Origin of the sequence: Clostridium sp. AM43-3BH (assembly GCF_003479985.1) — a bacterium.
Taxonomy (GTDB): domain Bacteria; phylum Bacillota; class Clostridia; order Lachnospirales; family Lachnospiraceae; genus Otoolea; species Otoolea fessa.
Window position 1 is genome coordinate 23,184 of record NZ_QUIH01000011.1, and the last position, 19,215, is coordinate 42,398.

At 48.0% G+C, this 19,215-nt stretch carries 20 protein-coding genes and 1 tRNA gene; 20 read left to right on the plus strand and 1 reads right to left on the minus strand.

From position 1 onward, the window contains the following. Window positions 1–234: 234 nt before the first annotated feature. The 3 genes from mnmG (at window position 235) to DW931_RS16430 (ending at window position 3,393) form a co-directional block, all read left to right on the plus strand. Window positions 235–2,142, plus strand: coding sequence for a tRNA uridine-5-carboxymethylaminomethyl(34) synthesis enzyme MnmG (gene mnmG / locus DW931_RS14810; RefSeq protein ID WP_118469368.1), 1,908 nt, complete (start codon window positions 235–237; stop codon window positions 2,140–2,142). Between the two features lie 260 nt (window positions 2,143–2,402). Further along, window positions 2,403–3,170 carry a 16S rRNA (guanine(527)-N(7))-methyltransferase RsmG gene (gene rsmG, locus DW931_RS14815; RefSeq protein WP_118469367.1) on the plus strand — a complete coding sequence of 256 codons (768 nt, stop codon included), beginning with the start codon at window positions 2,403–2,405 and terminating at the stop codon, window positions 3,168–3,170. 94 nt (window positions 3,171–3,264) lie between these two features. Then, entirely contained in the window at window positions 3,265–3,393 is a 129-nt protein-coding gene (locus tag DW931_RS16430; protein ID WP_265104104.1) for a hypothetical protein, read from the plus strand. Between the two features lie 459 nt (window positions 3,394–3,852). On the opposite strand, the gene DW931_RS14820 is transcribed toward DW931_RS16430, so the two are convergent. Continuing rightward, complete coding sequence (locus DW931_RS14820; RefSeq protein ID WP_022358786.1) at window positions 3,853–4,803, minus strand: alpha/beta hydrolase; 951 nt, start codon at window positions 4,801–4,803, stop codon at window positions 3,853–3,855. A 497-nt stretch (window positions 4,804–5,300) separates the two neighbouring features. On the opposite strand from DW931_RS14820, the gene DW931_RS14825 reads away from it, so the two are divergent. The 17 genes from DW931_RS14825 to DW931_RS14910 all read left to right on the plus strand — a co-directional run bounded on the left by DW931_RS14825 (window position 5,301) and on the right by DW931_RS14910 (window position 19,163). Further along, a complete protein-coding gene (locus DW931_RS14825) occupies window positions 5,301–5,801 on the plus strand; it encodes an HD domain-containing protein (RefSeq protein ID WP_118469376.1) in 501 nt (166 codons plus the stop codon). A 158-nt stretch (window positions 5,802–5,959) separates the two neighbouring features. Continuing rightward, a complete protein-coding gene (locus tag DW931_RS14830; RefSeq protein WP_107000951.1) occupies window positions 5,960–6,730 on the plus strand; it encodes an AAA family ATPase in 771 nt (256 codons plus the stop codon). Window positions 6,731–6,806: 76 nt separating this feature from the next. Further along, window positions 6,807–7,982: a ParB/RepB/Spo0J family partition protein gene (locus DW931_RS14835; protein WP_227589454.1), complete on the plus strand. Its 1,176-nt coding sequence runs from the start codon at window positions 6,807–6,809 to the stop codon at window positions 7,980–7,982. Between the two features lie 51 nt (window positions 7,983–8,033). After that, a complete protein-coding gene (locus DW931_RS14840; protein ID WP_107000950.1) occupies window positions 8,034–8,537 on the plus strand; it encodes a DUF4446 family protein in 504 nt (167 codons plus the stop codon). 74 nt (window positions 8,538–8,611) lie between these two features. Then, the gene (locus DW931_RS14845; RefSeq protein ID WP_118469366.1) at window positions 8,612–9,490 is read left to right on the plus strand and encodes a DUF3881 family protein; all 879 of its coding nucleotides are present in this window, start codon (window positions 8,612–8,614) and stop codon (window positions 9,488–9,490) included. Between the two features lie 509 nt (window positions 9,491–9,999). After that, window positions 10,000–10,076: transfer RNA gene (locus tag DW931_RS14850), tRNA-Arg, on the plus strand. A 557-nt stretch (window positions 10,077–10,633) separates the two neighbouring features. Then, the gene (locus DW931_RS14860) at window positions 10,634–10,849 is read left to right on the plus strand and encodes a hypothetical protein (RefSeq protein WP_009146480.1); all 216 of its coding nucleotides are present in this window, start codon (window positions 10,634–10,636) and stop codon (window positions 10,847–10,849) included. After that, a complete protein-coding gene (locus DW931_RS14865) occupies window positions 10,846–11,775 on the plus strand; it encodes a DUF6017 domain-containing protein (RefSeq protein ID WP_002304312.1) in 930 nt (309 codons plus the stop codon). The genes DW931_RS14860 and DW931_RS14865 overlap by 4 nt, the downstream gene beginning before the upstream one ends. A gap of 6 nt (window positions 11,776–11,781) precedes the next feature. After that, on the plus strand, window positions 11,782–12,609 hold the full coding sequence (locus DW931_RS14870; protein ID WP_002304313.1) for a ParA family protein: 828 nt from the start codon (window positions 11,782–11,784) through the stop codon (window positions 12,607–12,609). Then, entirely contained in the window at window positions 12,566–13,492 is a 927-nt protein-coding gene (locus DW931_RS14875; protein ID WP_002304314.1) for a ParB/RepB/Spo0J family partition protein, read from the plus strand. Before DW931_RS14870 ends, DW931_RS14875 begins: the two co-directional genes overlap by 44 nt. 8 nt (window positions 13,493–13,500) lie before the next feature. Next, window positions 13,501–14,028, plus strand: coding sequence for a hypothetical protein (locus DW931_RS14880; protein ID WP_002304315.1), 528 nt, complete (start codon window positions 13,501–13,503; stop codon window positions 14,026–14,028). Window positions 14,029–14,082: 54 nt separating this feature from the next. Then, complete coding sequence (locus tag DW931_RS14885) at window positions 14,083–14,724, plus strand: DUF3846 domain-containing protein (RefSeq protein WP_002588969.1); 642 nt, start codon at window positions 14,083–14,085, stop codon at window positions 14,722–14,724. Between the two features lie 10 nt (window positions 14,725–14,734). Then, window positions 14,735–15,046 carry a DUF5720 family protein gene (locus DW931_RS14890; protein WP_002304317.1) on the plus strand — a complete coding sequence of 104 codons (312 nt, stop codon included), beginning with the start codon at window positions 14,735–14,737 and terminating at the stop codon, window positions 15,044–15,046. A 36-nt stretch (window positions 15,047–15,082) separates the two neighbouring features. Beyond that, window positions 15,083–15,565 (plus strand): PcfB family protein, encoded by a 483-nt coding sequence (locus DW931_RS14895; RefSeq protein ID WP_002304320.1) that lies wholly within the window; start codon window positions 15,083–15,085, stop codon window positions 15,563–15,565. After that, window positions 15,565–18,483 (plus strand): DUF4368 domain-containing protein, encoded by a 2,919-nt coding sequence (locus DW931_RS14900; protein ID WP_118482401.1) that lies wholly within the window; start codon window positions 15,565–15,567, stop codon window positions 18,481–18,483. Before DW931_RS14895 ends, DW931_RS14900 begins: the two co-directional genes overlap by 1 nt. 4 nt (window positions 18,484–18,487) lie before the next feature. Continuing rightward, window positions 18,488–18,865, plus strand: coding sequence for a TnpV protein (locus DW931_RS14905; RefSeq protein ID WP_009259855.1), 378 nt, complete (start codon window positions 18,488–18,490; stop codon window positions 18,863–18,865). A 13-nt stretch (window positions 18,866–18,878) separates the two neighbouring features. Beyond that, a complete protein-coding gene (locus DW931_RS14910) occupies window positions 18,879–19,163 on the plus strand; it encodes a DUF6809 family protein (RefSeq protein WP_005944778.1) in 285 nt (94 codons plus the stop codon). Window positions 19,164–19,215: the final 52 nt, after the last annotated feature.

Sequence of the window (19,215 nt, forward strand, 5' to 3'; positions counted from 1 at the left end):
GCGAATCATACGGCGCATGAGCCGCAGTGTTTATCTCAGTCGAGAAGACTCCCGTGGTGAGTAATAGCAAATTTGTCTCAGTGGAAGCCTTGTCTCCGACTGAGATAAACGCTCCGCGAGGATGCGCAGTGATTCTGTAAAGAATATGTCAGCTTACGCTGACCAGAATCACGCGCCAAGTCTCACGGACGTTCGACTTGAATAGAACGCAGAGATAGAGAGGAAAGAGGAAACATGCCCTGTTTAACAGAAAATTATGATGTAGCGGTCGTCGGGGCGGGACACGCCGGCTGTGAGGCGGCGCTGGCAAGCGCGAGACTGGGACTCGAGACGATCGTGTTTACCGTCAGCGTGGACAGCATCGCCCTGATGCCGTGCAACCCGAATGTCGGCGGAAGCTCGAAGGGCCACTTGGTGCGCGAGCTGGATGCGCTCGGCGGCGAGATGGGAAAAAATATAGATAAAACCTTTATACAGTCCAAGATGCTCAACCAGTCCAAGGGACCGGCGGTGCATTCGCTCCGCGCGCAGGCGGACAAGCAGGAATACACCCGCCAGATGCGCCGTACCATGGAAAATACCGATCACCTGACGATCCGTCAGGGAGAGGTGGCAGAGCTGATCGTGGAAGAAGGTCAGATCAAAGGACTGAAAACGTACTCCGGCGCGACGTATTACTGCAAGGCGGTGGTGCTGGCAACGGGAACGTACCTGAAAGCGAGATGTATCTATGGTGATGTGAGCAATCCGACCGGACCGAATGGTCTGCAGGCGGCAAACCATCTGACAGATTCCCTGAAAAAGCTGGGAATCGAGATGTTCCGTTTCAAGACGGGCACACCGGCGCGTGTTGATAAGCGCAGCATCGATTTTTCTAAGATGGAAGAGCAGTTCGGCGATGAGAGGGTTGTGCCATTTTCTTTTTCCACCGATCCGGAGTCGGTGCAGAAGGAGCAGGTGTCCTGCTGGTTGACCTATACCAATGAGAAAACACATGAGATCATCCGCAACAACCTGGATCGATCGCCCCTCTTTTCGGGCGCGATCGAGGGAACAGGTCCGCGTTACTGTCCATCGATCGAGGATAAGGTGGTAAAATTTCCAGATAAGAACCGTCATCAGGTTTTTGTCGAGCCGGAGGGAATTTATACGAATGAAATGTATCTGGGCGGTATGTCCAGTTCCCTGCCGGAGGATGTGCAGTACGCGATGTATCGTACCGTGCCGGGACTTGAAAATGTAAAAATTGTTCGAAATGCATATGCAATTGAGTACGATTGTATCAATGCACGCCAGTTGAAGGCATCGCTGGAATTTAAGGCGATCCGGGGATTGTTCAGCGGCGGTCAGTTTAACGGAAGCTCCGGTTATGAGGAAGCGGCGGTACAGGGCTTTATGGCGGGTGTCAATGCGGCGCGCGAAGTGCTGGGAAAAGAACCGATCATCCTCGACCGTTCCCAGGCATATATCGGTGTCTTAATCGACGATCTGGTTACCAAAGAAAACCATGAACCGTACCGGATGATGACGTCGCGTGCGGAATACCGCCTGCTTTTGCGTCAGGACAACGCGGATCTGCGTCTTTCCCCGATCGGGCATGAGATTGGACTGGTCAGTGATGCGATGTATGAGCGTGTTCTCTGGAAAGAAAACATAATCGAGGAAGAGGCAAAGCGTCTGGAGAAGATCAACATTGGCGCTGGAAAAGAAGTGCAGGAATTTTTAGAGCGCCACGGAAGCACCCCGCTCAAGACCGCGGCAACGCTGGCAGAGCTGGTACGCCGTCCGGAGTTAAGCTATGAAGCACTGGCAGAGCTGGATCCGAACCGTCCGGAACTTCCGGAAGATGTGATCGAGCAGATCAACATCAACATCAAGTATGACGGCTATATCCGCCGCCAGCTGCAGCAGGTTGCACAGTTCAAGAAGATGGAGAGCCGGAAGCTGGATGAAAACTTCGACTATTCCACGGTCGGAAGCCTGCGCCGTGAGGCAGTACAGAAGTTAAATCTCTATAAACCGGCAAATATCGGTCAGGCATCCCGAATCGCGGGCGTGTCACCGGCGGATATTTCGGTGCTGCTGGTACACTTAGAGCAGAGCCGCCATGCGGGGCATGGGGAAGAGAAGAAAGAACTGTAAATATAGAAACGAGCGGATTCAGAGTTACTGTACACGGGCAGGCACTTTTGGAACCGAAAGTGTCGTAAGAAAACCTGGTGGCAGGAGGAATTTGCCGTATTTAAATGCGAAGCCACGGCAAATTCCGTTACTGGGCACGTATGCGTGAACAGTAACGAGTCAGAGACTGCATGGAAACAGGTAAACGCATTGCAGCAACTCAAAATGTAAGATAGATAAGAACCTGAGAAAAAATAGAACATATCATAAAGGATATATTTATGGCAGAAGAAAATAAAGTAGAAAGCGGTGTGGTTCTGCCTCCGGCAGACTTTACCGAGCAGTTTCAGAAAGAAGCGCAGGAGATGGGTGTCACGTTAAATGAACACCAGATCAAGCAGTTCTACGATTACTATGAACTGTTGATTCATTGGAATACGATGGTGAATCTGACAGCGATCACGGAACAGAAGGAAGTTGTGACCAAACATTTTTCGGATAGTCTGGCACTTGTGAAAGCGGTGCCGGATCTGGCAGAGAAAGAGTATACGTTGATCGATGTTGGAACGGGAGCTGGATTTCCGGGTATCCCGTTAAAGATTGCATTTCCAAATTTAAAGGTCACGCTTCTCGATTCTTTAAATAAGCGGATCAACTTTCTGAACGAGGTAATTCAGGCATTGGAACTGGAAAAAATTCAGGCGGTTCACGGACGGGCGGAGGATGCAGCACATGATAATGTTTCACGTGAAACATTTGATTTCTGCGTTTCACGCGCGGTGGCAAATCTGTCCACGCTGTCGGAATACTGCCTGCCGTTTGTCAAGGTGGGTGGCTGGTTTGTGCCGTACAAATCGGGCAAACTGGAGGAAGAGATGAAGACGGGAAAAGGTGCGATCCGCAAGCTGGGCGGCGAGCTGGAGGATGTGATTTCCTTCCACCTTGCCAATGAGGATGAGCGTAACCTGGTCCGGATTCATAAGACAGAGAGGACGGGAAAGAAGTATCCGAGAAAAGCGGGAACGCCGTCGCGGGAGCCGCTGAAATAAAGCAATCAAAAGGTAGATAGAGAAAGACTGTATATGGAACACGTAGGGTATGCAGTCTTTCTTTTTCATATAGGCGGGGTTTAAACAAAAATATATGACTGAATATTTGTCCTGGAAGATTGTGTTCCAGAAGCCGTATCAGGCATATGACAGAGGAAATCTGGAGAAGCGGGTAGAGGCGATGGCAGAGCTGGAAATAATAGGGAAAATTTATAAAATTTGAGTTTTCGTTACAGAATATAGTTTTTTGTGCGAAAGCCGAGGAGATCGAGTGGGAATAATGTAGAATAAAGAGGAGCATTCCGGGGGTTTTGTTTGTATATAGATAGTGCGGCGGGACCTGGATGAAACATTAGGACCGTTCCTATCAAGAAGCAACAAACAAGGCGCACGGAAGGATGACGCTGTGAATATGAAAGATACTGGAAAAATGGTATCTGCATCATGGTATGAGTATGAAAAAGGAATTTCATGGAGATGTGGGAAAGAGAGAGTAACTGTTCGCGGGTAGGCACTTTCGGAACCGAAAGTGCCGTAAGAAAACGCGGTGGCAGCAGGAATTTGCCGTATTTAAATGCGAAGCCACGGCAAATCCCGTTATTGGGCACGTATGCGTGAACAGTAATAAGCTTCGTCCTATGACGAAAAAACGCTCCGCGGTATGCATACTCATTATCCTTTTTTAAGAAAAAAACATATGGATCGCATCCATCACGGCATCCGGCTGTTCTAACTGCGGCAGATGTTTGGTCTTCGGAATGATAGAGGACTCGATTGCGGAATTATAAATCTTGTAATCCTGAATCGTCGCCTCGATCATCGGTTCCTCGGAACCGCCGATGATGAAGATGCTGTTGTCGATCTTCCTGAGAGCATTGGAAATATTGCACTTGGTATAGCGGCATTCAATACTGGAGAAGATCGCTTTCGGACATTCACCGAGATGTGCGGCTTCGTGGCTGCGGTCGATCTGAACCGGTTTTACGGTATACGGATTGTAAAAATATTTGGTGCGGAATGCCTCTTCGATCATAGAGCGGCTGCACGCAATGTGGTAAATGAGCGTTCCAGCCAGCGGGAGATCCAGAAGAAGCTTATAAAGCTTGGCATTTTTACCCGGAAGCTGACAACAGTCGGTAAGGCTGCTCGGGTTGATGAGCATGATCTGATCAAACAGTTCTGGAGAGTTGCTGCACGCCATGATAGACAGTGCCGCTGAATCACCGGTGGAGAGAATGTTGGTCCGATGTCCGATCTCAGATTTGATAAAATCACAGATCAGCTGGACAAACAGGTAATTTGTGTAGGTCAGGTTCGGCTTCTCGGAACGTCCGCAGCCGAGAAGGTCGAGCGTGTAGACGGTGTAGGAGCGGCTGAGCTGTTCGCGGATGGATTCCCACTCATAGCCGCTCGATGCAAAGTGCAGATCGTGAATTAACAGAAGCGGTTTGCCGGAACCGCATTTTGTATAGTAGATATTTCCCAGCCGCCATTTGTAGCAGAGAGAATTCTCTTCCCGGGTCAGACCGCGGGAGGTGGCAGAAAATTGAATATATTTATTTAAAAGTGCCAGTGAAACTGCGCCGCCGGCGGACAGCATCAGGCAGGTCATGATCTTGTTTTTTGTGTTCATATAGAAAGCTCCTTTTGAATCGAAAAATTAAACTCGAAAATATCTCATCAAGTAATTCTATTATACCATAAATACTAAATTCAGCTATCGCCTTTGTCTTGGCTTCATTAAGTATTTAGGTATGACTCGCACTAGGATCGAAAACACCTCGCTAAGTGCTCATATTATATCATATTTTCCTGTATTCCAGTTCAGCTATTTCCAGCGTTTTTTCACAGAATATCTGTTCACAGATGTGTGCCCAAGTAACGGGATTTTGCCGATGCTTCGCATTTCAAATCGGAAAAATCTGCAACCAGAACTGTAGCGTTCGGGATTTTCAGTTTGGAAAATTTCTACCTGTGAACAGTTATGAACATGCCATTTTATGTAAACAAAATTTCATTGAAAATCGATATTAAAATCATTATAATGTTCACGTATCAAAAAATCAATCGATGGGGAAAGAAATGCGCGATATGATAAAGAAGGAAAATAAGTTATGCTTTCAGCATCGTATGGAACGGAAGACAGAGAAATCTTTTCAGTTGTCGGCGGGCAGGCAGCGGCTGCTGGCGGAAACGATACGCGAACTGAAGCAGGAAGGGCGCTTAGACGAGGAGAAGCTGGCGATGCAGCATGGTACGACATCCATTTACCGCCACAGCCTCAATGTTGCCTACACAAGCCTTTGGATGATGGAACGGTGGCAGATTCGCTTGGAACCAAAATCACTTGTGAGAGGGGCACTGCTGCACGATTATTTTTTGTATGACTGGCATCAGAAGGATCCCTCGCACCGCCTGCACGGCTTCCGTCACCCGAAAACAGCGCTTGGAAATGCACAGAGAGATTACCATTTAAATTGGAAGGAAAAAAATATCATCGCACGTCATATGTTTCCGCTGATACCGGTGCCGCCTCAGTGCCGCGAGGCATGGATTGTGTGTCTGGCAGATAAATGGTGTGCTCTGGGGGAGACGGTGGAGCCGATGTTTCACGTGAAACATTTTAAATGAAATTTTTCTAAAAAAGTAGGAAATGAGTTTTAAGTGTGTTATACTATTAGGCAAGACAAGAATGGGAAAAAGCTGGAAATCGCTGTGCGGATGCCTGCGGGAAGGCTTTTTCCTGTCTTTCATGTGAGATAAAACCGAGGAAATGGAAGGAATACGGTATGGGACGAACGATTGCGATTGCAAATCAGAAGGGCGGCGTAGGTAAAACGACAACGGCGATCAACCTGTCGGCATGCCTGGCAGAGGCGGGACAGAGGGTTCTGACGATCGATTTTGATCCGCAGGGAAATGCAACCACTGGTTTGGGATTGGAAAAAGAACAGATTGAAGATACAGTCTATGAGCTGCTTTTGGGCGATTGCACACTGGAGGACTGTCTGATGCGCGATGTTCAGGAAAATCTGGATGTTCTTCCTTCGGATTCGAATCTGGCAGGAGCTGAGATTGAACTTCTGGATGTGGAAAATAAAGAGTCGGTGTTAAACGGTTATCTGGAGACAATCCGCGATCAGTATGATTTTATTATCATCGACTGCCCGCCGTCGCTGAGTCTTTTGACGATCAATGCGCTGGTAGCGGCAGATACGGTGCTGGTGCCAATCCAGTGCGAATATTATGCGCTGGAAGGACTGAGCCAGGTACTCCGGACGATCGGTTTGGTCCGGAAAAAGATGAATCCGTCGCTGGAGCTGGAGGGCGTGGTATTTACCATGTATGATGCGAGAACGAATCTCTCCCTGCAGGTCGTAGAGAATGTAAAACAGAACTTAAATGAGCGGATTTACAAGACGATCATACCGAGAAATGTGCGACTGGCGGAGGCGCCGAGCCACGGAATGCCGATCAACCTGTACGACAGCCGTTCGACTGGTGCAGAGAGCTACCGTCTGCTGGCAGCAGAGGTGATCAGCCGGGGAGAAGAGCTGTAGGCAGGAAAATAACGGTGAAGTGAAATTCAGAAAGGATGCCTGCCGGGGCGTCGGGAGGTTCGTGAGGAGGAAGGAAATGTCAAAGAGAACGGGGCTTGGCAGAGGACTGGGAGCTTTTTTTGGAAATGATTACGAGAATGCAGAAGCGGGAAAAAGCAGCGCAAAGCCATCGGATGAAGCCGGAAAAAAGACTTCCGTTCGTGAGACGGAACAGGAGATAGAGAAAAAGAGCCTGGAAGAGCTGGATATGGTGCTTCCGGGATCTAAAAAACAGAAAAAATCGGCGTCTGCCGGAAAGACAGCTGCGAAAACAGTGGGAAAAGGAAGCCGCGTGGGAGTTGCAAAGGCATCCGGAAAGACGACGGCAGAAGGAAAAACCCGCACAGCCGGGGAGACGGCGGCAAAATCGAAGACACAGACGGCAAAAGCGGAGCCGGTCGTAAGGATCGTCGAGGTGGAAAAAGAGAAATTTCTAAATATTTCGGAGATTGAGCCAAATGTCAGCCAGCCGCGTAAGATGTTTGATGAAGAACAGCTCGGAGAGCTGGCAGAATCCATCCGCCGTTACGGCGTGCTGCAGCCGCTTCTGGTTCAGAAAAAGGGCGATCGTTATGAGCTGATTGCCGGAGAGCGCCGGTGGAGAGCTGCCAAACTGGCAGGATTTCGGGAAGTTCCGGTGATCGTGCGCGAGTATACGAGACAGCAGACGATGGAGATCGCCCTGATCGAGAATGTACAGCGTGCAGATTTAAATCCGATTGAGGAGGCGAAAGCCTACCAGATGCTGATTCAGGAGTTTGGGCTGCGTCAGGAGGACGTGGCAGAGCGCGTAGCGAAGAACCGTGCGACGATCACGAACAGCATGCGTCTTTTGAAACTGGATGAGAGAGTGCAGGAGATGCTGATTCAGGACCGGCTTACCGGAGGTCATGCGAGAGCGCTTCTTTCGCTGGAAGATGGTGAAAAACAGTACCAGTTGGCGCTTAAAACAGTAGAAAATCATTTGAGCGTCCGCGAGGTCGAGCGTCTGGTGAAAGAGCTTTTGAAGCCGAAAAAGGCGAAAAAGAAAGCAGAGCCGGAACGCGATATGGAGGTCTTTTTCAAGGATGTGGAAGAGAAGCTGAAAGGAGTTATGGGAACGAAGGTTTCGATCAACCGCAAGGATAAGAATAAAGGCAGAATCGAGATCGAATACTATTCATCAGCGGAACTGGAACGTCTGATTGAGCTTTTGGAGTCATTAAGACAGTAATCACACAAAATTCGTCCCAGGGGACGGATGATGGGAAATGAGGAATGAAAGATGGAGAGCAGTATTTTTAGCGGGATTGGCATCGATCCGGGGGTTATCGTGATCGTTCTGGCGATCCTGACACTCATATCATTTATTGCGTCCGTCATCTGTTTTTCGCAGTATAGGAAGTTGTATCGCAGATATGATATGTTTATGCGGGGAAAAGATGCGGAGACGCTCGAAGACACGATCATGGAACTGGTGGATGAGACCGAGTATCTGCGGGCAAAGGACGGAGATACAAAACGCCTGGTGGATTCGGTTGTCTCCAAGGCGCAGGCTGGATACCAGAAAACCGGTATTGTCAAGTACAATGCGTTTAAGGGCATGGGCGGCAATCTGAGTTTTGTCATTGCCATGCTGGATGATAACAACACGGGATTTGTGCTGAATTCTGTTCACAGCCGTGAAGGCTGTTACCTGTATCTGAAGGATGTCGTAGAGGGCAAGACCGAGGTGCTTTTAGGAAGTGAAGAGAAGGAAGCACTGGAGCGTGCGCTTGGGTATAAGTAAAGAAAATAAAGGATAGAAATGAGGCGGCTGTATGTGTTGGCAGCAGCTGCGGATTGTAGTTAGAAGGAGTCAATATGCATCGTTTTTTGCGAGCTGCCGGATTTAGTATGTATCAGAAGAAGAAGGACATCCGTGCCCTGCTTCGCTGTCTGGCGAGAGAGGCGGGAACCTCCAGCTGTCTTCAGCTTGACAGGGGGACCGAATTATATGAGATCAAGACAGAAGTTGCGCCGGGGATCGGCGTGGCGATGTATGGGGAGCTGAATGAGCAGGATGAGATGGAGATAGAGTATTATTATCCCTATATCCTGAACGAGGAGGTAACCTCGCGGGCAGAATGTTCCATTCAGCGTCATACGGAGAAGGAAACCTATGCGGGGCTTCTGGATGAGTATAAGGTAGGGCTTTCGCTGATCTTTTATCTCTTGAATCCGATCGAATACAGGGAGTGTTACCGGAAAGAGCGCGAGCGCTTACAGGTGAATTCGGTTAGCCTGGCAGGATTTGCCAATCGGGGCAAGGTGCTTCTTCCGATCAAAAAGACGGCGCTGCAGATTGAAAAAGCCAAAGTGGCGGCGAAAAACCGGGATGAACTTTTGGAAGCGGCAAAAAATGGCGACGAGGATGCGATGGAGTCCTTAACAATCGAGGATCTGGATCTCTATTCGATGGCATCGCGCCGGGCGACGAGAGAGGATATTTATTCGATCGTCGATACAACTTTTATGCCAAGCGGGATCGAGTGCGATCAGTATTCGATTTTAGGCGAGATCAAAGAGGTTATATGTAAGAAAAACCGGTTTACCGGCGAGGAAATCTATGATCTCAAGGTGGAATGCAACGATCTGTATTTCCGCGTGGGTATCAATAAGATGGACCTGCTTGGAGAACCGCTTCCGGGACGTCGGTTTAAAGGAAAAATATGGATGATGGGAACGGCTCATTTTGCGTAAAGGTCTATAAAAAATCATCGGTTCCAAAAGTGCCTACCCGTGAACAGCTACACAGAAATTGCATACGGAGCATGTGAGAAGAGAAAATAGTTGCGGAACACATGAAAATGAATTATAATAAAATGCAGTATGAAAATACGATATATGTTTCACGTGAAACATATAAATCTCTGTAGCTCAGTAGGATAGAGTGTTCGCCTCCTAAGGTAGAACCATGGCGGAACCCTTTTGAAGAAAAAGGGTAGCGTTTGAGGATCACTTAAGGAAGCGAAATCTGAAAAATCAGAAGAGATAAGAAAGAGATAATTCATCACGAAAGTGATTGAGTTCATAAAGTTGGTCGCCGTGACCGAAAAGGCTGAAAAAGCCCGAAAATACGGCATTTGTTCCCATAGTTAAATGGATATAACAAGCGCCTCCTAAGGTTGCGTTACAACGGCCACCTCAAAAAAAACTAAATAAGGGATTGCAGTTCGACTTTGATCGGGCTATAATCATATATCAGACACGTCCATATAGCTCAGCTGGATAGAGCACACGCCTCCTAAGCGTGGGGTCGGAGGTTCAAATCCTCTTATGGACGCCAGTGAACAACGCCGAAAGCCTTTGTTTTCAAGGGTTTTCGGCTTTTCTTATATAAAAAGCTACGAAAAAGCTCTTTCACTGTATGAGATAAAATTCTACTCCAAAATTTGATTTTTGACAACCCCTCCAGAATCGAACGGTTGTTATAAGACAAAATCGCCAGCTAATTTTTAGCAGAAAACGGGCTGTTCTTGCTAATGAAAATGCCCTTCCTGCTAATCAGCCCCAAAATCGTGCCAAAAATCCAGCTAATCAAAAAAGGCGGATGTTTTGAATACCATGCAGTTATAGCAGATAAAATTAAATATCGTTATGTACATAGAGCGTCTATTTGCCCCGCATTGGGGATGGATAGGCGCTCTTTTTTTATGCCCAAACCCATGGGCAAATACAAGAGATTGGAGGTGTTTTATTTGAGCAAGCCTGTTTATACCGCAGACAAGCCGAGCGACTGTCATTACTGCTACTTCTGGACGAATGGCAGAAAGGGCTGCCGTCTGGGTAGAAATAATTGCTACTACTTAATCTCTTTGCCGCCGAAACCCAAGTCGGAATGTGATGGCTGTCCCTATGGGCGAGATCACCCGTGCATTGGTTGGTGTACGAAGAAGGTTATGCGTGAAGTGGGGCTTCGTTGATATGGATGTGTATGAACAGGAATACCGCTTCTACTATTTTGCCCGATGTCCTTACGAAAAGACGGATACGACTTTCCGCAGCATTCCGCTGACAACAGAAAGTTTTCCGCAGAAAGAAGGTGGTGAAGCCGTGTGAGTTTTGATTATTTTTACGGTCAGCAATCCGATCTATTCACATTCTATCGAGTTCCGAAGGTGTTGTTCACGAACGAGAGGTTCTGGAATATTTCTGCCGATGCCAAGATGCTGTATGGCATTTTGCTTGACCGCATGAGCCTGTCTGCCAAGAATGGTTGGATAGATAAAAACGGTAGAGTGTATATCATTTTTACAATCGACGAAGCGAAGATGGCTCTGAACTGTGCTGAACAAAAGGCTATCAAGCTGCTCAGTGAACTTGAGAAGAAAGCAGGATTGATTGAACGTAAGCGCCAGGGTTTGGGAAAGCCCAACCTGATCTATGTGAAGAACTTTATCTCTGCTGTGGATTCACAACTCTTGAATTGTGAAAATCACAATTCTGGAACAATGGAAATCACAACTCAAGAACTTCCGAAATCACAATGTAATAATACTGATATTAAAAATACTGAATTTAGTGATACTGATTCTATCTTTCCTTCCGGAAATGGTGGAATGATGGACGAGAATGACCGGTATCAAGAATACTTTGATTATTTCTCGGATCAGCTCAGTATGGATTTGTTGAAGAAGGATTACCCTTACGATTCCGAAATGCTGGATAACATTCTGGAGTTGATCGTTGAAACAGTTTGCACGAAGCGACCGTTGATTCGCATTGGTGCAGAGGAGCGTCCGGCAGAAATTGTCCGCAGTCGGTTTATGAAACTGAATGCCGAACACATTCGATATGTTATGGACTGCTTCAAGGAGAACACCACAAAGATTAGAAATATCCGTCAGTATATGCTGACTACGATATACAATGCGCCGACGACAATAGACACCTACTACGATGCTCTTGTTCGGCACGATATGTCACACGGATATTTGGAAGGAGGATTTAAGAAATTGAAAATGAAGCGAGAGGAAGGAGAGTGACGATAAATGTCGAAAAAAGCAACCATCATTGCGGTGGTCAATCAGAAAGGAGGCACTGGAAAGACCACCACCACCGAGAATCTGGGCGTTGGCTTGGCTCTTGAAGGAAAAAAGGTGCTTCTGGTAGACACCGATCCCCAGGCTTCCCTGACGGTCAGTTTGGGCAATCCCTGCCCGGATGATCTGTCTCCGACACTTTCCGATCTGATGGGAAAGATTATGATGGAAAACCCTATTACTCCCGATGAAGGGATTCTTCATCATCCGGAGGGCGTTGATTTGGTGCCGTCCAACATCGAACTCTCAGGTATGGAGGTAGCACTGGTCAATGCCATGAGCCGGGAAACCATTCTCCGGCAATACCTGGATACAGTCAAACAGAATTATGATTACATTCTTCTTGACTGTATGCCGTCTTTGGGTATGCTGACCGTCAATGCGTTGGCAGCTGCCGACAATGTGCTGATACCGGTTCAGGCAGCATACCTTCCTGCAAAGGGTCTGGAACAGCTGCTTGGAACCATCAACAAGGTCAAGAGGCAAATCAACCCGAAACTGAGGATTGAAGGGATTCTTCTGACGATGGTGGACAGCCGCACCAACTACTCCAAAGACATCAGCAATCTGATTCGGGAGAGCTACGGCGGAAAGCTGAAGGTTTACAAGACCGACATTCCCCGCTCTGTCCGTGCAGAGGAAATCAGCGCAGAGGGAACCAGTATCTTCAAGCATGATCCCAAAGGCAAAGTTGCCGAAGCCTATAAAATTCTGACGAAGGAGGTGTTAAACAATGCAGAAAAAAGGCGCAAACATCAGCTTGAAGGGGTACGATGATATTTTCTCCACCGATCAATCCAGAGCTGAAGCCCAGCAGGAGCGTGTGCAGGAAATTCCGCTTTCTGAGCTACACCCCTTTGAGGGACACCCCTTCCGTGTGGTTGATGATGAAGAAATGATGAAAACGGCAGAGAGCGTCCGAGATTTCGGAGTTCTCACTCCTGCGATTGTCCGTCCTGACCCCGACGGTGGTTATGAAATCGTTTCTGGTCACAGGCGGCACCGGGCATCGGAGCTTGCGGGTAAGGAAACCATGCCTGCGATTGTTCGTGACCTGGACGATGATGCAGCCATTATTTTGATGGTTGATGCGAATTTGCAGAGGGAGAGTATCCTGCCGAGTGAAAGAGCATTTGCTTATAAGATGAAGCTGGATGCGATTAAACATCAAGGTCAACGCACCGATTTAACTTCATCCCAAGTTGGGATGAAGTTGCAGGCAATGGATATAGTCGGTCAGGAGGCAGGAGAAAGCAGAAATCAGGTACACCGTTATATCCGTCTGACCGAACTGATTCCGGAACTGCTGGATATGGTAGATACGGGTCAGATCAAATTCAATCCTGCGGTGGAGCTTTCCTATCTGGCAAGTGAAGAACAGAAGGATTTTCTTTCTGCAATGGATTATGCTCAAGCAGCTCCTTCCCTTTCGCAAGCACAGCGAATTAAAAAGCTCGCACAGGAGGGCGAGTGTACGCTGGATGCGATGTGCGAGATTATGAATGAAATCAAGAAGGGAGAGCTGGACAGAGTAACCTTCAAAACGGATTCGTTGCGAAAATACTTCCCGAAGTCCTATACCAACAAGCAGATGGAGGATAAAATCATTCAGCTTTTGGAGCAATGGCAGAAAAAAAGAGAAAAATCAATGGAAAGGTAAGGTAAAAAATGTTTACACCCAAAAACATTCAGGGCGCTTTGGAAGAACTCTACGACCTTTGCGATCCTGATTATATGGTAGATATGCTCGTAAACTACAGTGAGGAGTTCGATGATATTTCTCCTGCGCTTCTGGCAAAGTCGTTTCAGAAAAATGCCGAGATGATTAGCGAGTATCGAGTATTGTCCTCTGCTGGTGAGGGTATCGACTATCAGGGAAAGGTACTTCTGAACAGCAGAGCCGTGCGGCTTCTGTCCTATGTAGAAGATATGAGCGGCGATGAAAAAGTTCGCACGATTCAGAGCAAGGAGCTGTGGTTAGCAGAAGATATGACATTCTATGTGGTGTCCTGTATGTCTACGATCACGATGGACAAGGAAGAAGCCATTTGTCTTAACGAACACCGCAGCGTGGTTACTACGGTGGAATGCGAGGACGATATTTTCTTCGACATGGGTTCCCTGATTTGCGAACTGGACGATATTTGCTTGTTCGAGCTTTTAGCCGATGTGGATGCGACTATTTATGAACTGTAACAGGTTCATGGATGGTCGCTTTTCTTATTTCCAAAGAAACGGAGGTATCGAAACTTGAAAGAATACGATGTGAAGATCACCGAAACCTTGGAGAAAACGGTTACGGTGCAAGCAGAATCTCACGATGCGGCAGAGGAACAGGTTAGAGCCGCTTATTACAATTCGGAGTACATTCTGGACTCCGAAAACTTTACCGGTGTTGCGTTCGGCACGACCGAGGAACGGGAGGTTCAGAAAGAACAGGCAGATACCATGAATGTGTTGCTGGTAAAGCCGTTCATGTATCCGCAGGCTGTGCAGATCGGCTGTGAGCTGGAGGATTTGCAGAAAGCCGTAGGTGGCGATATTGAGGCAACTTATCCGTTCAATGAGCCGGTTGCACTGGTGATGCACGACGAAGGTAAACTCGTAGGCAAAGAACTGAACCGTGCGCTGCGTGATGATGACGGCGATATTTATGACATTATCGCCGGTGATTTTCTGGTTGTGGGATTGGGCGAGGATGATTTTTGTTCTCTGTCCCCGGAACTGATGAAGCAGTTTGAGGAACACTTTCATCAGCCTGAGACTTTTGTACGCATGGGGCGCAGCATTATGGCGCTTCCCCTGCCGGATGACATGGTGAAGAAAGAAGATGCACCTGTCAAAGCTGATTCGGTTCCCCACAAAAGTAACCCTGACCGAGATGTTCTGTAAGGAGGTTCTTATGCAAAGAAATTCGACGATTGGAGAGCTGATGGAGCGAAAGCGGATTCAGGATGGTGCCAAGGAGTACCAGGGACATACCTATATGGACTTGGCACGATTTGATGACGCCACCAAGCACATGATTATTTTCGATGTGCTGACCGATGAATCGCCTGTCGGTTGGAAAGGCGAAAGAAATCGCCTGTATTTGAGCGATGTGGGTTATCAGAAGGCTCTGGATAACCAGAAAGCTGGCAATATCAAGATTATCAGCCATGCCGCAGTTGCCAAGGGCAATCTGTATTACGACCACAGAGATATGGCACGATAATCTGTTCACTCTACTGCTTGCAGGAGGTGATGAATCATGCAGGAAGAAGTTGAAAACAGAACAGTAAACCTGGCGATCAGCACAACCAAGCTGACGGGGCGCACTATCATTGCCGGTATCCGCAAGTATTTGCAGCACCGGGAAAAAGTGAAGATGAAAAAGGCACGAGACCCTGCCGTTCATGGAAAGCAATCCGTGAAACAGCTTTTGGGACAGAATCAGGGTGCTACGAATGTTGAGATCGACAAAGAGAGTATCCGTGATTTTGAAAAGCTCGCCAAGAAGTATGGCGTGGACTTTGCCGTAAGAAAAGATAAGTCCGTTGATCCTCCCCGGTTTCTTGTTTTTGTCCGTTCTAAAGATGCAGATGCTTTGGATGCAATCTGCAAGGAACATCAGGCAAGGGCATTAACCAAGAATGAAAAGCCGAGCGTTCTGGCGCAGCTGAAGAAGTTCAAGGAAATTGTCGCAGCGATTCCGAAGAAGGTTCGAGAGAAGAAACAGGAGCGTGATCTGTGATGGATAAGAGAAAAATGAAAAAGCTCCTGATTCTGAATTTACCGTATTTTCTGGTAGGGTTGTTCGCTACGAATTTAGGAGAAGCATGGAGATTGGCTGAGGGGGCAGATTCATCTGCGAAAATCCTCAGCTTTTTTCATGCCCTTCCGATAGCCCTGAACAATCCGTTTCCCAGCTTTCACCCGTTGGATTTGCTGATTGGTATTCTCTGCGGCGCAGGACTTCGGCTGGCTGTCTATCTAAAAGGCAAAAACGCAAAGAAGTACCGACACAATGTTGAGTACGGTTCTGCTCGTTGGGGAACGGCAAAAGATATTGAGCCGTTTATTGCACCAAAGTTCGAGGACAATGTGATCCTGACGAAAACGGAGCGGCTGATGATGAGCAATCGCCCGAAGAATCCTGCCAATGCCCGAAATAAGAATGTTCTGATTATCGGCGGTTCGGGTTCCGGTAAAACTCGCTTTTGGTTGAAGCCAAACCTTCTCCAGATGCACAGTTCCTATGTGGTCACTGACCCGAAAGGCAGCATCGTGATTGAGTGCGGCAACGCCCTTTTGAAGCATGGCTACACCATCAAGATTTTCAACACCATCAACTTTCAGAAGTCGATGCACTATAACCCATTTGCCTATATCCATTCAGAAAAAGACATTCTGAAACTGGTGACAACGCTGATTGCCAACACAAAGGGTGATGGAAAAGCCGGTGATGAGTTCTGGACGAAGGCGGAAACGCTGCTCTACTGTGCCTTGATCGGATATATCCACTATGAAGCTCCGGTTGAGGAACAGAATTTCTCCACCCTGATTGAGTTCCTGAACGCAATGGAGGTGCGGGAAGATGATGAGGAGTTCCAGAACCCGGTGGATCTGATGTTTGAAGCCCTGGAAAAGAAAAAGCCGAATCACTTTGCAGTCCGTCAGTATAAAAAATACAAGCTGGCTGCCGGTGTTGTATGCTCTAAAAGACTTCTTAATCAAGCGGTTGGGAAGTCTCTTAGAACACACAACCTAAAACCGAAGAAAGGAGCGCAAGTTATGAGAAAAAATGAGAAAATCACAGCTCTGTACGAACGACTGAGCCGTGATGACTTTGGCAAAGATGATGACCAACAGCGTGAGAGCAATTCCATATCCAATCAAAAGGCAATGTTGGAGGAGTTCGCCGCACGGCAGGGCTTTACAAACATTGTCCATTTCACGGACGATGGCATTAGTGGTACTTGCTTTGACCGTCCCGGATTTTTAGCAATGATGAAAGAAGTGGAAGCCGGGAATGTGGAGTATTTGTGCATCAAGGACATGAGCCGCATGGGTCGTGACTATCTGAAAGTCGGTCAGATTATGGAAATCCTGCGTCAGCGTGGCGTTCGCCTTATCGCCATCAATGACGGCGTGGACAGTGCCAGAGGGGACGATGATTTTACCCCTTTCCGCAACATTATGAACGAATACTACGCCAGAGACACCAGCCGTAAAATCCGTTCCACTTTCCAGTCCAAAGGCAAGTCCGGCAAGCACCTCACAGGCACGGTCATTTACGGCTATCTTTGGAACGAAGCCAGAGACCAATGGTTGGTTGACCCCGAAGCCGCCGAGGTGGTCAAGCGCATCTTTGCCATGACGATTGACGGCTACGGTCCGTATCAGATCGCCAGCAAGCTGAAAGAAGAAAAAGTCCTCATTCCGTCCGCTTACCTTGCCCGGCACGGCGAGGGCGTGAACAAAAATAAGACCTTCAAAGATGTGTACGGCTGGGGTTCTTCCACCATCTGCAACATTCTTGAAAAGCGTGAATATCTGGGACACACCATCAACTTCAAGACCCGAAAGCACTTCAAGGACAAGAAAAGCCATTATGTCCCGGAGGACGAATGGACAATTTTCGAGAATACCCATGAAGCTATCATTGACCAGCAGACCTTTGACCTTGTGCAGAAAATCCGTGGGAATGTCAGACGCTACCCGGACGGCTGGGGCGAAGCAGCTCCCCTCACGGGCTTGCTCTATTGCGCCGATTGCGGTGGCAAGATGTATGTCCACCGCACCAACAACGGCAAGCGTATTTCTCAATATACCTGTTCCCAATACAGCAAAGTCCCAGTTGGAAAGCTCTGCACGACACAGCACCGTATCAATGAAGATGTGGTACTGTCCCTTGTCTCTGAAATGCTGAAAGCCATTGCCGAGTATGCGAAGCATGACCGAGCCGAGTTTGTCCGTGTGGTGCAGGAAGCGCAGTCCAGCCAGCAGACGGCAGAGGTCAAGAAACAGCGGACACGCCTTGCCACCGCAAAGCAGAGAGTTTCCGAGCTGGAAGTCCTGCTCTGCAAAATCTATGAGGACAACATTTTAGGAAAGCTGTCCGACAGCAGATACGCCACTCTGGACGCTCAATACGAAAAGGAACAGTCCGAGCTTACCGTTGAAATCTCCGATCTGGAAAAGGCTATCAAGAGCTACGAGAAGCACGAAAAGGACGCTGACCGTTTTATCGCTCTGATTGACAAGTATGAGAACTTCGACAAGCTGACGATTGCCATGCTCAATGAGTTTATTGAGAAAATCCTTGTGCATGAGCGTGACCGCAAGGGCAGTATTCAGACCACACAGGAGGTCGAGATTTACTTCAATTTCGTGGGTCGTTTCGTTCCCCCTGCGTTTGGCGAAGTGGAGCTTACCCCGGAGGAATTAGAGGAAATCCGCAAGCGTGAGGAACGCAAGGACAGGCTCCACCAGAACTACTTGAAGCGGAAAGCCAATGGTAAACAGAAAGAGTATGAGGAGCGCACGAAAGCCAAGAAAAAAGCGGAGATTGAAGCCAGAAAACAGGCAATCCGCACCGAGGATATTGCCAGAGGGGTATTTATCCCGGTGAGCAGTTTGCCGCAGCTGGGACCGAGAAAGGGAGCGTGATTTTATGAAAGAGTTGAAACCGAGAATCCATGAGAACGGTATGGACTATGTGTTGGTGGGCGACTACTATGTGCCGGACTTGAAGCTGCCGGAGGAACGCCGACCTATTGGGCATTGGGGACGCTTGCGCCAGTCCTATCTGAAATTGCACCGTCCCATGCTTTACAACGAGCTAATTTTGTCCGGCAGGCTCCACACCGTCGTTGCCGATCTGAACGAGCAGGCGGCAGACAGGCTGGACTTGATTATCCGGCAGATGATGAAAGCCGAGGGCGTGACCGAAGCCATGAAAGCGGAAAATCAGATGTTATGGGTGCAGTCAATGAACTCCATCCGCTGCCGGGCAGAGGAAATCATCAAGACGGAACTAATCTACTGTTGAGAGAGGTAAAGCTATGATTTTGGAAGCCATGTATAATGGGGAGTTTTATCCCTGCGAGACAGTTGTACCTACATCACCGGAATACCGAAAGGCAGTCATAGCCTGTGAAAAGCTCATGGAGCAGTTGTCCCAGCGGCTCAGCAAAGAGGACTATGAGCTGGTGCAGGAACTCCGGGCGCAGACAGCAATCGCCCAATGTGAAGAAAGTGAAAGTCACTTCAAGTATGGCTTTTCCGCTGGGCTGATGTTCAGCAGGAAGCCCATGAACAAGTGCAGCAGAAGAAAGAAAAATAGATGAAGAAAGCCGCCTGAGCAGAAAGAAACTGTTCGGGCGGTTTCAGCATTCGCCA

Excerpts from the sequence above, each read along its gene's own strand:
- mnmG (WP_118469368.1), top strand. The coding sequence starts at position 235 with ATGCCCTGTTTAACAGAAAATTATGATGTAGCGGTCGTCGGGGCGGGA.
- rsmG (WP_118469367.1), top strand. The coding sequence starts at position 2,403 with ATGGCAGAAGAAAATAAAGTAGAAAGCGGTGTGGTTCTGCCTCCGGCA.
- DW931_RS16430 (WP_265104104.1), top strand. The coding sequence starts at position 3,265 with ATGACTGAATATTTGTCCTGGAAGATTGTGTTCCAGAAGCCGTATCAG.
- DW931_RS14820 (WP_022358786.1), bottom strand. The coding sequence starts at position 4,803 with ATGAACACAAAAAACAAGATCATGACCTGCCTGATGCTGTCCGCCGGC.
- DW931_RS14825 (WP_118469376.1), top strand. The coding sequence starts at position 5,301 with ATGGAACGGAAGACAGAGAAATCTTTTCAGTTGTCGGCGGGCAGGCAG.
- DW931_RS14830 (WP_107000951.1), top strand. The coding sequence starts at position 5,960 with ATGGGACGAACGATTGCGATTGCAAATCAGAAGGGCGGCGTAGGTAAA.
- DW931_RS14835 (WP_227589454.1), top strand. The coding sequence starts at position 6,807 with ATGTCAAAGAGAACGGGGCTTGGCAGAGGACTGGGAGCTTTTTTTGGA.
- DW931_RS14840 (WP_107000950.1), top strand. The coding sequence starts at position 8,034 with ATGGAGAGCAGTATTTTTAGCGGGATTGGCATCGATCCGGGGGTTATC.
- DW931_RS14845 (WP_118469366.1), top strand. The coding sequence starts at position 8,612 with ATGCATCGTTTTTTGCGAGCTGCCGGATTTAGTATGTATCAGAAGAAG.
- DW931_RS14860 (WP_009146480.1), top strand. The coding sequence starts at position 10,634 with ATGGCTGTCCCTATGGGCGAGATCACCCGTGCATTGGTTGGTGTACGA.
- DW931_RS14870 (WP_002304313.1), top strand. The coding sequence starts at position 11,782 with ATGTCGAAAAAAGCAACCATCATTGCGGTGGTCAATCAGAAAGGAGGC.
- DW931_RS14875 (WP_002304314.1), top strand. The coding sequence starts at position 12,566 with ATGCAGAAAAAAGGCGCAAACATCAGCTTGAAGGGGTACGATGATATT.
- DW931_RS14880 (WP_002304315.1), top strand. The coding sequence starts at position 13,501 with ATGTTTACACCCAAAAACATTCAGGGCGCTTTGGAAGAACTCTACGAC.
- DW931_RS14890 (WP_002304317.1), top strand. The coding sequence starts at position 14,735 with ATGCAAAGAAATTCGACGATTGGAGAGCTGATGGAGCGAAAGCGGATT.
- DW931_RS14895 (WP_002304320.1), top strand. The coding sequence starts at position 15,083 with ATGCAGGAAGAAGTTGAAAACAGAACAGTAAACCTGGCGATCAGCACA.
- DW931_RS14900 (WP_118482401.1), top strand. The coding sequence starts at position 15,565 with ATGGATAAGAGAAAAATGAAAAAGCTCCTGATTCTGAATTTACCGTAT.
- DW931_RS14905 (WP_009259855.1), top strand. The coding sequence starts at position 18,488 with ATGAAAGAGTTGAAACCGAGAATCCATGAGAACGGTATGGACTATGTG.
- DW931_RS14910 (WP_005944778.1), top strand. The coding sequence starts at position 18,879 with ATGATTTTGGAAGCCATGTATAATGGGGAGTTTTATCCCTGCGAGACA.